The 13,330-nt window shown below is 66.0% G+C and carries 11 protein-coding genes; all 11 read right to left on the reverse strand.

Annotated elements, in window-relative coordinates; translation table 11 throughout:
• Positions 1-2 precede the first annotated feature (2 nt).
• Positions 3-230, reverse strand: a complete 228-nt coding sequence (locus ACFU5J_RS13535) for a hypothetical protein (protein ID WP_430579040.1) — start codon at positions 228-230, stop codon at positions 3-5.
• 295 nt (positions 231-525) lie between these two features.
• Positions 526-804, reverse strand: coding sequence for a hypothetical protein (locus ACFU5J_RS13540; protein WP_430579041.1), 279 nt, complete (start codon positions 802-804; stop codon positions 526-528).
• 234 nt (positions 805-1,038) lie between these two features.
• Positions 1,039-2,064 carry a hypothetical protein gene (locus ACFU5J_RS13545; RefSeq protein ID WP_430579042.1) on the reverse strand — a complete coding sequence of 342 codons (1,026 nt, stop codon included), beginning with the start codon at positions 2,062-2,064 and terminating at the stop codon, positions 1,039-1,041.
• A gap of 370 nt (positions 2,065-2,434) precedes the next feature.
• A complete protein-coding gene (locus ACFU5J_RS13550; RefSeq protein ID WP_430579043.1) occupies positions 2,435-3,922 on the reverse strand; it encodes an alpha-amylase family protein in 1,488 nt (495 codons plus the stop codon).
• Between the two features lie 598 nt (positions 3,923-4,520).
• A complete protein-coding gene (locus ACFU5J_RS13555; RefSeq protein ID WP_430579044.1) occupies positions 4,521-6,173 on the reverse strand; it encodes a CotH kinase family protein in 1,653 nt (550 codons plus the stop codon).
• Positions 6,174-6,184: 11 nt separating this feature from the next.
• Positions 6,185-6,856, reverse strand: coding sequence for a DUF4956 domain-containing protein (locus ACFU5J_RS13560; protein ID WP_430579045.1), 672 nt, complete (start codon positions 6,854-6,856; stop codon positions 6,185-6,187).
• Entirely contained in the window at positions 6,853-7,860 is a 1,008-nt protein-coding gene (locus tag ACFU5J_RS13565; RefSeq protein WP_430579046.1) for a polyphosphate polymerase domain-containing protein, read from the reverse strand. Before ACFU5J_RS13565 ends, ACFU5J_RS13560 begins: the two co-directional genes overlap by 4 nt.
• Positions 7,861-8,622: 762 nt before the next feature.
• A complete protein-coding gene (locus tag ACFU5J_RS13570) occupies positions 8,623-9,297 on the reverse strand; it encodes a TetR/AcrR family transcriptional regulator (protein ID WP_430579047.1) in 675 nt (224 codons plus the stop codon).
• Positions 9,298-9,402: 105 nt separating this feature from the next.
• Positions 9,403-11,064 carry an MDR family MFS transporter gene (locus tag ACFU5J_RS13575; RefSeq protein ID WP_430579048.1) on the reverse strand — a complete coding sequence of 554 codons (1,662 nt, stop codon included), beginning with the start codon at positions 11,062-11,064 and terminating at the stop codon, positions 9,403-9,405.
• Between the two features lie 267 nt (positions 11,065-11,331).
• Positions 11,332-11,997, reverse strand: coding sequence for a response regulator (locus tag ACFU5J_RS13580; RefSeq protein ID WP_430579049.1), 666 nt, complete (start codon positions 11,995-11,997; stop codon positions 11,332-11,334).
• Positions 11,994-13,115, reverse strand: coding sequence for a sensor histidine kinase (locus ACFU5J_RS13585; RefSeq protein ID WP_430579050.1), 1,122 nt, complete (start codon positions 13,113-13,115; stop codon positions 11,994-11,996). Before ACFU5J_RS13585 ends, ACFU5J_RS13580 begins: the two co-directional genes overlap by 4 nt.
• Positions 13,116-13,330: the final 215 nt, after the last annotated feature.

Raw genomic sequence — 13,330 nt, forward strand, 5'->3', positions numbered from 1 at the left:
GATCAGGCCGTCTGGAAGAGCCCGAGGAGCCACTGCCCGACCTCGCCGAACGAGCCGGTCACGACCATCGCCAGGAACGCCACCCCGACGAGGGTCACGCCGACCTTGGTCACGGCCTTCGAGATGTTGCCGGCGTTGCCGGCCCACAGGACGCCGATCGCGATGACGATCAGGATGAGCGGAACCACGTTGTCCTGGATCCACTGAGCGATGCCGCCGGTACCAAACATGATGGAGTCCCCTTCGATGCTGGATCGTGCAACGCGTTACACGCTACACGCAAGATCCGACAGTTGCTAGGAAGCGGTTCGGAGGTTTCGTCGCGAGGGTGTTGTCAGGGAGCCAGCTCGTGGTTGATACCCACAAGCGGTTCGGCGCAGAGCCGGTCTGAGGTTGTCCCGCGGGGCTGTCGACCACGCTTCGCACGCGCTGCGATGCGCTCCCCGGCACTCCCAGTGTTAGCCGCGGGCGACGAAACAGGTGCGCGACGCGCCGGGCACGAACGGCCCGACGGTGAACTCTTGGTTACGCGTCGTGCTGCTCGAGGTACGCGCGAGCCCGCTCCGCGTTGTCGAAGTTCGCACGGGCCGTGCGGTCGATGTAAGCGACCATGCTCTTCGAAAGCCCGATGTCGGTAGCAACGGCCCCGAGCGAGGCGCCTGGCGTCGCGAGCATGGCCAGCACCTCGGCGTCGCGGACAGCCCGAGCCTCGCGCTCGCGCTCAGCGGCCTCCTTCTGACGCGCGATCGCCTTGCGAGCGCGGTCGCGATGGAGGTCGTATGCCGAGCGGCCGGTGTCTGCCATGCCTCGACATTACCGCCGGGAAGCACAACAGATTGCACGGACGTACTACCGCGTCGTCGAAACCGAACCCACGCCATTGAGCCCTCACCGGGAGGACGGCAAGGCCGTGAGAGGCCCTCAGAGGCCGTCCGCCCCGTCACGTGACTCTGCTTCGAAATGCAACCTGCCGCTGTCTACCGTTTCGTACTGAAATCGCCGATCGAATAATCGGGTACCGCGACCCATGCCGCGGTGCTAGTGCGGATCGTGGGGTTGGAGCTCGTCGCAAATGACTTCAAGCCAATCGAAGACGGCTTGGGCGGTTCGCGCAGGAGAGAAAGCAACCGGGACTGGCGAGGTGAGGGCGCCCTCGTGTACCACCTGATTACGCAGCCTCGTCAATACCGCGACGTCTTTGTAGAGCTGCCCCTCAGACAGCTTGAGCGACCTTCCAACGGTCGCAGCGAGGACGTCGTGCAGCAACACTGACAACGTCGACGTCCGCTTGAGGACCATCGCTGTCACCGCGACACCCTCGAGGGAGTGCGCCTGGATGAATTCTGTGATCCTCACTTCGCAGGCAATAGCCGAGAGCAGCACTGCCTGCGCAACATCGGGACGGGAGGCGCCGTCCGAGACATGCCAGGCGTCGGCAAGCAAGGCCTGCGAGACGGGCACATCGGCCTGGTCGCGCACGCCGGCGAGCACCTCCTGCAGCGCGTCGCCGCCGACGCGAAGATTGGCCGAACGAAACGTCGCTGTCATGGTCGGGCCAAAGCCGTAGATGACCTCACCGGAGTCGGCGTAGAGCAGCCCTGCTCGCCCGTACTGGGCTGGCTCCGCGCCGACGGGACCGAGCCAGCCCTGACGAGACTTTGCTCGAAGCCATCGGAGAAATTGCCCCGCCACCTCGTCACACAATCGTTGTCCACGCTCGGCCGCCGCCTCCGCCAGAATTCCGTACTCTCCCTCGAACGGATTGGCCGGCTTGACGCTTGGAACCGCCCCCTCAAAATCGGCCGTCACCGCAAAGAGCCCAACGCCAACCGCTCCGTCCGCACCATGCGGATCTCGCGCGGCGTAGACGGGAAACAGCGAAGGAACCGGTTCGAGGCCTGCCTCAACTTCGTAGTCGCGAGCCGTGAACTCAGCCACGTCGGCAGGAAGGCTGATCTCGATTGTGCCGCCGTCACGCGTGACAACCCCTCTCCACCCGACCAGTTCAGGCGAAATCCACACACCGTGAGCCGCGTACCGAACCTTTGCGCGCAACTTGGTCATGGATCCCATAGAACACCACGATCCACGCGCATCTCTCGCGTCGGCCATCAGCGGCAGCCACACGGCCGTCATGGGTCAAGTTCTCCAACCCCAGACGCCGCCATCAAGCTCTCGGCCGACTCCCACCGGCCATCCGGCTAGAACCAAGCTCACGACCCGGTACAGCGTGGGCACGTCGAGACCCGCGCGCAATCTGCCATGCCCATCGCGGCCGCGCCGCCGATCGGGTCATTCTGGTTAGCAGGCAGAAACGGCCTCGGCGTGGGTCACGGAGCCCGAGGCGTCGTGGGTCACCGGAGAACGCAGGAGTGGGGGCCGCCTATGACTGGCGGCCCCCACTCATCGCCGAGTTTCGAACTTGCCGATCAGGTTAGTGCGAGCCGGCGGACAGGAGCGCGATCGCGCTGTGGGCGGGGACGGTCGCAGTAAAGGTGCCATCCTCGGCAACGGTGTATGTCGCGGAATCGTCGCCGGCAGCGACGTCGGTGTATTCGCCGGCCGGAAGCGAGGTCTCGAAGGTGTGCTCGGCTTCGCCGTCGCCGTTGTTGAGGGCGACGAAGCCGGTGTTGCCGCGACCGAAGGCGATCTGGTTACCGCCGTCGTCCCACCAGTCGGTGAGCTCCGTGCCCTCGACGGCGTCGTGGAACGCAACCATTCCGGCGATGGCGGGGTCGCGCTGGATGCAGCTCCAGGCGTCGCTATCGCAGTCGGCGTCGTCCACACCGGTAGTGGTGGCGCCGGGGGCGCCAGCGTCGTTGTCGTCGAACGTGTAGCCGGTGTAGAGCGACGGAGAGCCGTACGGGAACGCGAGCATGAACACGTTGGCGAGGGTGTAGGCGTCGGCATCCTTGTACGTCAATGTCTCGCCGTTGCGCTCGGTGTCGTGGTTGGTGACGAAGACGCCGGCCTGGTCGGACGGCAGCTTGCCGTCGGCGATGCCCTGCAGACTAGAGAGCTGGCCGCCGAACGCGTTCTTGAGCTGGCGGGCGTAGTTGAACTCGTGCACATCGCCGTTGCCCACGTACTCGGACGGCTGGATGGGTTCGCCGCCTGCGCCGATGACCTCCTGCACCCAGTACACGTCCGGGTCGCTCAGCTTCGCCTTGATGGCCGCCAGGTCCTCGGCAGGCATGTGCTTCGCGGCGTCGATCCGGAAGCCCTGCACGCCGAGGTCGAGCAAGTCGTTCAGGTAGCCGGCGATCTTGTCCTGCACGTCGGGCGAGCCGGTGCGCAGGTCCTGCAGTGAGACGAGGCGGCAGTTTTGCACCTCGTCCCGGTCGCCGTAATTGGCGATGTTCTCACGGCAGTCGTTGAAGTCGGCCGCGGTGTAGGGGACGCCTGGGAAGTCGTCCACGGCGAACGACGTGCCTGCGACGCCTGCGCCCGCCCCTTGGTCGGCGCCGGTGGTGTGATTGATGACCGCGTCCGCGACGATACCGACGCCGGCCTCGCCGCAGGCGTCCACCATCGCCTTGAACTCCTCGCGAGTGCCGAGCTTGGACTCGATCTTGTAGCTCACCGGTTGGTACGAGGTCCACCACTCGGTGCCCTGGATGTGTTCCTGCGGCGGAGACACCTGAACGGCATCGATCCCGGCGGGGCCGATCGTGCTGGTGCACTCCTCGGCGACGGAGGTCCAGGTCCACTGGAACATGTTGAGGATGACGTCGCCGTGGGCAACACCGTCCACCACCGCGGCGGGCTGTGCTGCGGCCGACCCCGTCGATGACGGTTCCGAGTTGGCGGAGGTCGCGGTGGTGACCAGGCCTGCGGCGGCAAGACCTGCTGCCGCCGTGGCGGCGACCGCGCGCCCGACCTTTCGGCCTCGAGTACGGCGCATCGTGGCTGCGTGCTTCATTGCTTGCTGTCTCCTTCGTGTTCGAGCAGGTCCCAGAAGGGCCCCGCACCACCCTGGCTGCGATGCCAGAGCGTCGTGCACTGCGGAAAACCACGCCGACGACATCAGGTCTGACGACATCGTCGACCCGAGCAAGATTTCAGAGAATTGCAGCAACTGTCCAGTCGAGTACGTCGCCGCGGTCCCCTGCACGCACACCTGGCGGCCGTGACATCGCAGGTCAAGAGGCTAGGAGGGGTACCCAAATCAGCGGTCCCAGGGGCTGGGCCGTGCGCGAGGTCCGCTCGGGTCCTGTCAGCTGTGTCGGGGCATCGCAGCGCGCTGCGTTTGCCCACCGCGGATCCTGGATTCACTTCGGCGCTGCTCGCCGTGACAACGTTCTGCGCCCAGGTCGACAGCGGCCTTCACAGGGACAGGACGTGACCTCCGAGGCCGGGGACGCATGTCAGACGGGTCGAAGCCCCGTTCCAGTCCAGTCGCCACCTGCCAGCTCGCGAGTGCCGGAAGGCAGCGGTACCTAGGGACCCTCGTGCGCAGGTTCTTTCGACCCGTCGAGACGCAATGGGGCGCGACCGTCGCGGTCACGCCCCATCCGGTTTCAGCTTCCCGTCGACATGCTGCGAACAGTCTTGCGTACGGCGGCGGTCTCCCTGTCGAGCGTCGCTTGATCGAGGCCGTCGGTCACAGGCACGAGACCTGCAACCTGATCGACGAGCTCGGCGGCACGGCCGGAGTCGATCCAGTTCGCCCGAAGGTCATCGGCGGTCTTGTCGACCAGGCCGGCGAACCCCGTGTTCTCTTCGAACCGCGTGACGAGCGCGTTGTCCGGCATGAGTCCATCAAGTACTCCGCCAGGCATGCTCACGCCCTCTGGTATCTGTCCGGGCAACGGCGACGTCGACCCCTCGGGTTGCGTCGTCGAGTCATTCTTGCCCTCTCCAGCGGGCGGTGCGTCGCCGGGCGCTCCAGTGCCCGCATCCGGAGGGCTCGCCGTGCCAGCCCCCAACAGCTCCTCGAACCCGTCGGGCATCGACATACCCCCGAGTGCGAGGTTGAGGTCCCAGCTGACGACGCTGATGAGGCCGGTGTCGAGGTCGTAGTAGAGGTAGGCGTTCTTGCCGGGCCCGGAGATAGTGTCGAAGTTGTCGAGCACCTCCTGCGTGCCCAGGTAGGTGGCGAACGATTCCACGTCGATCCACTCGTCCAGCTCGTCGGCGAACTCCTCGTCCGAGGCGCCGTCGAGCCACTTGAGGAACGACACGATCGGCTGCAGGTCCTGGCTGCCGTTGAGGTTGATCTGCTTGAAGTCGTCGGTGTACTCGGTCTGGTCGTCGCCCTGGTAGGTGAACGAGCTCGTGGACAGCAGCTTGTAGAGCACCCCGTCGCCGTCGAGCTCGGTGGCGTACTGCGGGTCCGGATTCTCCACGACGAGCCGGGTCGTCGTCGGGCGGTCGTTCACGCTGTAGGTCGTGAACGAGTAGTCCTGCGTGGGCTGGCCAGACTGCGCGGTCAGCTCGAGCGAGACCGCCTCGTTGAGTGCCGAGTCATATGTCGCGCTCGCCGGCCGGATCGACAGCTGGGTCCTGCCCTGGTAGGCCCGGCCCGACTCGTTCTCGTCGAAGCTCACCAGCAGCGGCAGGTCCTCCGGCGCCTGCGTAGAGAGTTCTGTGCCGGTGCCCATGCCTTCCGGCAACTGCATGCCTTCCGGCAACTGCATGCCTTCCGGCAACTGCATGCCTTCCGGCAACTGCATGCCTTCCGGCAACTGCATGCCGTCTGGCATCTCTCCACCAGGCGGCCCGCCCATTCCGCCGATGCCTCCGCCCGGTGCCGTCTTGCCCTGGGTGGACGAGCCCTCGCGGTCGTCCACCAAGGACGACAGGGTGGAGTTGCCCTTGAGGCGGACCGCGACGTCCTCGATCGTGGTGCCGTCGATCGTGATGTCGGCGGTCATCCAGTCCTTCTCGCCCTCCTTGAAGTAGGTGTCGAGCATCCGGTCGTAGGCGTCCTGGGAGTACGAGAGGGAGATCTCGTGGGCCACGGAGTCGTCGAAGAGGTCGACCGACCCCGCGATGTCCTGGGTGATGCGCTCCTCGTCGGTGACGGCGGCCGAGCTCGTCGCGTACGGCTTGATCGTCACGTCCCCGAAGACGGTCAGGGCGACGGCGACCCCCACCACCCCGGCCGTCAGGGCTTTCCAGTGCTGGCGGAGCCGCACCGGGAGGCGTTTGCGAAGATCTGCGAGGCTCATGTGTCACCCGCTCACATGTCGGACTGGTCGTACCCGGTCAGGACCGTGACCTTCTGCCCGGAGTTGATCTCGCCCAGCGCGTCGATGATCTCGGCCGTCGTCACGCCGCCCTTGAGGCGGACGGAGTAGAACAACTCGGTCAGCGCGCCCCCGCGCACGGTCTCGACGCTGACCAGCTCGAACTCCTGGGTCTTGCGCACGAGCACGTCCGCGACGTCCTGCTGGTACCGCGGCTCGGGCGGCACCTGGACCTTGACCACCTGCCGCTGGATGTCGAGCTTGAACCAGTCGAAGCGCTGCATGAGGAAGATGACGAGCAGGATGATCGCGGTCGCCGCGGCGGCCAGCAGGTAGAAGCGCGTGCCGACGGCCATGCCGATCGCCATCACGAGGAAGATGAACCCGACGTCGCGGGTCTCCTTGATCGCGTTGCGGAACCGGATCACGGACAGGGCGCCCACGAGGGCGAACGCGCGGGCGATGTTCGAGCCCACGACCAGCATGATCACCGCGACGACCATGCCGATGATGACGAGGGTCTGCACGTAGGACTGGCTGTACGAGATGTTCCGGTGCGTCCGCTTGTAGACCCAGCCGATGGCCGAGGACAGGACGAAGGACAGCACCAGCGTCATCGCGACGTCGAAGACGGAGAAGGTTCCGCTCAGATCTTGCAGGTTCATCGGACGAGGACACTCTTTCGGTTCGGGGCGTCGTTGACGCCGTCGGTGGTGGTGGGGTCGGTGGGCCCGGTGGTGACCGGGTCGGCGGGAGCCTGGCCCGCGCCGGCGGGGCCGGCGCCGAGGACCGCGTCGACCTCGTCGGGCGCGTGCATGGTCGACCGGGGCGCGAGGCCGAAGGCCTGCACGCTCTGGCAGTACTTGGAGATCCGCACGACGTCGAGGCTCATCCGGGCCGTGAGGTCGGTGACCCACGCCGGCACGCGCTCGTTGGCCTTGACCTCGAGCACGGACAGCCGGGCGGGCAGGACGAGCCGGTTCGGGCTCTCAGAGGAGAGGTGGAAGTCGCGGTCCCGGCCGCGCAGGCGGTGGTCCAGGGTGACGCGCAGTCCGAGGTCGGCCTCCCGTCCCACCCAGGCCTCGCGGTGGTAGCCGGTGGTCACCATCGGGCGCAGGTCGAGCTCGCCCACCAGGGTGGCCACCTCGTCGAGAAACGCCCGTTCCCGGCTGCTGACCTCGCCCTCGGGCTCGTAGCCTTCCGTCGAGCACAGCCGCAGGGCGTCGCGGTACGGCAGCGCGACGCGCCGCTTCTGCGTGACACGGTTGACCCGCTGCTTGATCTCGACGAAGACCTTCGACTCCGGCGTGAGGTCGTCCGCCTTGCCGTAGTGGCGCACCCGCAGCTTGCGCCGGAACTTCAGGCCCTCGATCTTCTCCCAGTAGAACTTCAGCTGGGCGGTGTCGTAGTAGACGCTGGTGATGGGGTAGCCCCCGTCGCCCGAGTAGGCGTCGTCGTCCATGTGCCGGCGCAGCTCCTGGCGGAGCTCCTCGGCCTGGTCGTGCGGCACGAGGTACTTGATCTCGAACCGGTTGAAGGCGTGCAGGCGGCTCGCCGTTGCGGTCCGGTCAGTGCTGGCAGTGTGGTCCGCGCTGTGGAGGACGCTCGAGTCTGCCTCAGATGGCTCCTGCGAATGCGACGAGGACTCGCGCCGGAATCTGCGTAGCACGATTGCTCCTGTTCTCGAGTCGGCGGCCGCTGGTGAACTAGAGATGGCCTAGCGGTGAATGCTTCTTAAACACGCACTCTCACCCGAGAACCTTGGCGCGCGCTGAAACACTGGACTTAGTACCTCCATGGGCCCACTTTTGGAGTGACTCCACCTTTCGCCGCCCGCTCCCACGCGGCGTTCCCGGTGGATTTTCCGCTGAATGGCGCGGATCCGTCGGTACACTTCAGCTACCGCACCAAAGACGAGAACCCGATTACGGCCCGCCCGCCTCATGTACGCCTGCGTGAGGAGTGCCCGAGTACCCGGCCATGCCGGGTGGCGAACTCCTCACGGCCACATGCGGTGGGCTCGAGCATGCGCATCGCGTGTTCGTCGAGCCGGCCCAGAGCCTTCGGATGAGGCGCCGGCGCCCACGGCCATGTGGTCCTGGCTGGCGAGTCTGCCTCGTGCCTAGGTCTCGACGAAGCATGGGCGTCTCCGCTGGACTGGTCGGCGGTGAAGCTCGACCAGATGGTCGCGACGCGCCCGCATGACACGGCGGTGGGCCTGAGGGCCTACGAACGGAGCTCGCACAGGGCGCACAACAGGCGCGATCCGTTCGCAGGTATGCGACGCCAGCTGTTGGTGCTCCTGGGCAGGTCTCTGCCGACGCCTGCGTCTCGCGCATGCTTGCGCACGCCGACCTGCTTTTGCCACCGCCTAGGCGCAGGGCATCAGCCGCCCAATTGCCCCGATAGGTCCTGGAATGAGCCGATGGTGCTATCGCGCTCGGCGTGCACTGACCTGTGCGTTTAGCGTGCCATCGGCAAGAACACCCTGGCCGGCCCCGGCGTCGTCAATGAGGACGCGTCGGGCCAGCGCGATGCTCTCGCGTGCGCCCGTGTCCCAGTCGGCAGCCGTGGCATCCTGCATTGCTTCCAGCGCATTGCGCAGGATGCTAGTCGCCATCGTGACTGCGATCCGCGCCCTGGTGACGAGTTCGAGGCATTGTTTCTCGCCTCGGCTACGCAGCCGGGCCAGGACCACGTTTGTCAGCACCGCCTCAGCCTCTTCGAACCGCGTGACCTCCTGTGCGTGAAGCTCGGGGGTCATCTTGAGTAGCAATGTTCTGCGGCGGAACACCGCCAGACTTCCCGCCGACTCTCGTGCGCCGTTCATGGTGAGCATGATCAGATCTTCCAGAAGATTACCTTCTGCGCGAAGGAACTCCTTGATCGCCATTTCGGATGGGTAGGGAGGCGCCCCTAGGGCTGCCCGAGCCTTGGTGCCGAAATAGTTGAAGAAGGTGCTTTTCGAGACCTCCGAAGCCTCACAGATCTGCTCGACCGTGACGTTGCCGTATCCCTCTTGCAGGCAAAGGTCGATCGCGACGTGCTCGATCCGCGACCTTGTCATCACCTTCTTGTGTTCTCTGAGGCCGAGGGGCCTGTCCATGCTCAACGGATCCTCACCCCGGTCGACGCCGGTGGTGTCGTTTTCGGGCTCTTCGAGGGCGTCCGCGTCTTTCGATGTGTGGCGCTGATCAGCGCTGCCCGATGGTCATCCACGATCGACAGGATCAGTCGTGGATCGAGGCGCGGACACGGCCGGACCGTTGGAGGCCACCGCGATGGTCTCGCCCGCGGTGAATCTCGTGGGTTCGTATTCTTCGGCGGCAAGGCCGTCCATCGTTTCCGTGCTGGTTGAGCGCAGGGGGATTTCCTTGATGAAGATCAGGAGGACGAACCCGACGGCGATCATGGGCACAAGCATGAGGAAGATGGGCGTGAGCGCGTCGTTGTAGGCGCCGACGACGATGTCGCGGAGGGCGTCCGGAAACGCATTGACGGCCGCCGGGGTGAGTGAGTTCATGGAACCGCTCGCGACCGTGTCCGCCGGTACCCGTTCCGCGAGTAGGTCGGTGAGCCGGCTGGTGAAGATTGCCCCGACGACGGCACCACCCATGGAGGCCCCGATCTCACGGAAGAAGTTGTTCGAGGCTGTGGCGGTGCCGACGATCCGGTCGGAGAAGGAGTTCTGCACGATGAGCACGAGGATCTGCATGGCGAGCCCGATGCCCGCGCCAAGCAGGAACAGGTAGCCAAGCAGCACCGCGATCGGGGTGGTGGGCGTCAGGGTCGACATCAGCACCAAGGCGGCAACGATGACGACCATGCCGGCGATGGGCATCCACTTGTAGCGGCCAGTGCGGGACGCGAGCGCGCCCGTGGTGAGAGCGGTGAGCATCAGGCCTGCGACCATCGAGACCATGAGCAGGCCCGAGTCGGTAGCACCGACGCCGGTCACCATCTGCAGGTAGGTCGGCATGTAGGAGATGGCCCCGAACATGGCCACCCCGATGAACAGGCCCGCAGCGGTAGCGAGTACGAAGTTGCGGTTCTTGAACAGGCCGAGCGGGATGATCGGTTCCGCGGCCTTGTACTCTGCCAGGACGAATGCCGCTGCGGCGAGGACTGCGGTGATGATGAGCCCGATGATCCGGCCCGAGTCCCAGTCGTACTGGGTGCCACCCCACGACGTGACCAGGATGATCGAGGTCACGGCCACGGCCATGGTGAAAATGCCCCACACATCGAGCTTCACCTTGACGTCGTGCTTGGGGAGCTTGAGGAACGCGGCAGCGAAGGCGATGGCCGCGATTCCGAGCGGGATGTTGATCCAGAACGCCCAGCGCCACCCGATGCTGTCGGTGAACCAGCCGCCGAGCAGCGGTCCGACGACGCTGGAGACGCCGAAGACGGCCCCCATGACACCCATGTACTTTCCGCGTTCCCGCACGGGTACGACGTCGGCGATGATCGCCTGGGACAGGACCATTAGCCCGCCACCACCGAGACCCTGGACGGCGCGCCCGATGATCAGCCAGGCCATGTCGGGTGCGAGCCCACCGATGACTGACCCGACCAGGAAGAGCGACAGCGCCGCAATGAAGATCGACTTGCGTCCGACCAGATCACCCAGTTTGCCGTAGACCGGCATCGTGATCGTGGAGGCGAGGAGGTAGGCGGTCGTCACCCACAGCATGTGGTCGACGCCGTCGAGCTCACCCACGATCGTGGGCAACGCCGTTGCGAATACCGTCTGATCGAGCGACGCCAGAAGCATTGCAACGAGCAAGCCGGCGAACACCGCACCGACCCGGCGAGTGCTACGCGGCTTTGCAGTATCGGTGTTCATCGCGGGAGTGGACTGTTTGGCCATGACAACAAGGTTCCGTCGCGGCAGTGTGCTGGGTCATCCAGCGTCGGCGGCATCTTCTCGTACCGCGGCTGCGGTACGCCTACTCGTGGACCAGCCGTCACATGGCAAGCAGCCTAGGAGCAACTCCCGCCAACGCGCCGACCAACTGACCGGGCTCGCCCTCTGGTCGGTGCCCTCCTGCATCTCCTGCGCGAGAGCATCGCCCCGATCTGACGCCCTGCGGCTCGCCCGCGGTGATGGTGGCGCGCAGTCAAACGCCTTGGAAGGTCACGGCGTCTGTGGCCGGATCAGCCCATTCTCGTAGGCGGCGATGACGAGCTGGGCCCGGTCGTGCGCGTGCAGCTTGGTCATGATGCGGTTCACGTGAGTCTTGGCGGTATGTGGCGAGATGACGAGCTCGGCGGCGATCTCGTCGTTGGACCGCCCCGCACCGACGAGCGTCAGGACCTCAACCTCACGGTCGGTGAGGTGCTCGAGAGCAGGCGCGACCCGGTCCGCAGGAGATGTAGGAGCCACGTATCGGTCGATGAGACTGCGCGTCGCCGCGGGCGACAGGAGGGCATCTCCACGATGAACCGAACGGATCGCGCTGATGATCTCCTCCGGTTCGGAGCCCTTGCCAATGAAGCCGCTTGCACCGGCACGCAGCGCACCAACGATGTACTGATCCTCCTCGAAGGTCGTCAAGATCAGCACGCGTACGTCCCGCAGACCGGAGTCGGCACAGATTGTCCGAGTCGCGGCGATCCCGTCGATGCCAGGCATGCGGATGTCCATGAGCACCACGTCGGGGCGAAGCTGCCGAGTGAGCTCGACGGCTCGTCCGCCGTCGCCGGCCTCGCCGACAACCTCCAAGCCATCGCCGTGACCGACGAGGTCAGAGATCGCGGACCGAATTAGAGTCTGGTCATCGACGACGAGCACTCGGGTCACTGGTTGGCCTCCCGGCTGTTCGGGTTCTCTACGTCCGGCTCCCTAGGCAGCTCTGCGACAACGAGCCACGTCCCGGTCCCGTCCCTCCCGTACGTCAGAGTGCCCCGAAGCGACTCCACGCGCTCGCGCATGCCCATGAGTCCTTGCCCCGTGCCCAGCGCCTCGGTCTTGGGGTCGGAGTCGGGTTCGACCGAAACCGGGTTCGCCACGGTCACACGCAGCGTCCGAGGTTCATACTCGAGCAGGATGTGAGCCCGGCGGCCAGCCCCGTGTTTGTGTGCGTTCGTTAGGGCCTCCTGGATCACGCGCAGAGCGGTCAGGTCCGTCGTGTCTGTAAGTGCGTATCGGTCACCGTCAGTACGCACGGTGATCTCTAGACCATCGCCGGCGTAGCCCCGCACGACGTCGTCGAGTTGAGACAGGCCCGCGGGGCCAATATCCGGCGAGTTCGGGTCACGCAGCGTCGCCAGCAGTCCCCCGATCTCGGTCAGCACGGTGCGCGAGGCGCGACGGATGATGCGCAGGGACGACTCGGCGGCGTCCGGGCGATTCCGCAGTGCCGAGGACGCGACTCCGGCGTGCAGGTTGATCACCGCGATCTGGTGAGCAACGACGTCGTGCAGGTCGCGGGCGGTGGCAAGCCGGTCTTCGGCGACGCGCTGGCGGGCGAGAGCCTCGCGAGTGCGCTCGGCACGGTCTGCTCTCTCGGTGATGGCTGCGATGTGCTGCCGCTGAGTGCGCACGGCGTTGCCGATCGCCCCACCGAGCAGCACCAGTAGCGCGGGCTGCAACGCCACCTCGCCCGCGATCCAGGCGCATATCAGGACGGTGGTGCTGACAAGGCCAGCGACGACGGCGCCTCTGATCAGCGGGGAATGCGTCGACATGGTGTATGTCGCGACGGCAGCTGCCATGACCGACCCCGTGTTGAAAAGCCCGAGGGGGACGCTGAGGACCACCAGTCCGACGACCACCGTCAGCACTAGGCCAGACAGCCGGTGGCGCGCCAACAGCACTGCCGCGGCGGTCAGGGTGAGCGCGACAACTCCCGGGATCCAAACGATCTCGCCGGTCGGCCGCGTCGGCAACGACCCGGCGAGCACGACGACGACCGACACGATCACATGCCCGATCCATCGCATGACTGGGCGACCTAGGGGACCAGGTTCTGCGGCAGTCACCAAAGCGCGGCCTCCTCCAAGCGGACAGACTCCAGACTCGGTCCCCAGCATCATCCATCCATCGCCACCGGCACGTCCCACCGCCGTGGGATCCGACGTACCGCGTGTGCAGTACGCAGGTGTCCGCCGTAGAGGGATTCCTCGCACGCCGC

The sequence above is a fragment of the Isoptericola sp. NPDC057559 genome (assembly GCF_042801555.1).
Lineage (GTDB): Bacteria > Actinomycetota > Actinomycetes > Actinomycetales > Cellulomonadaceae > Isoptericola.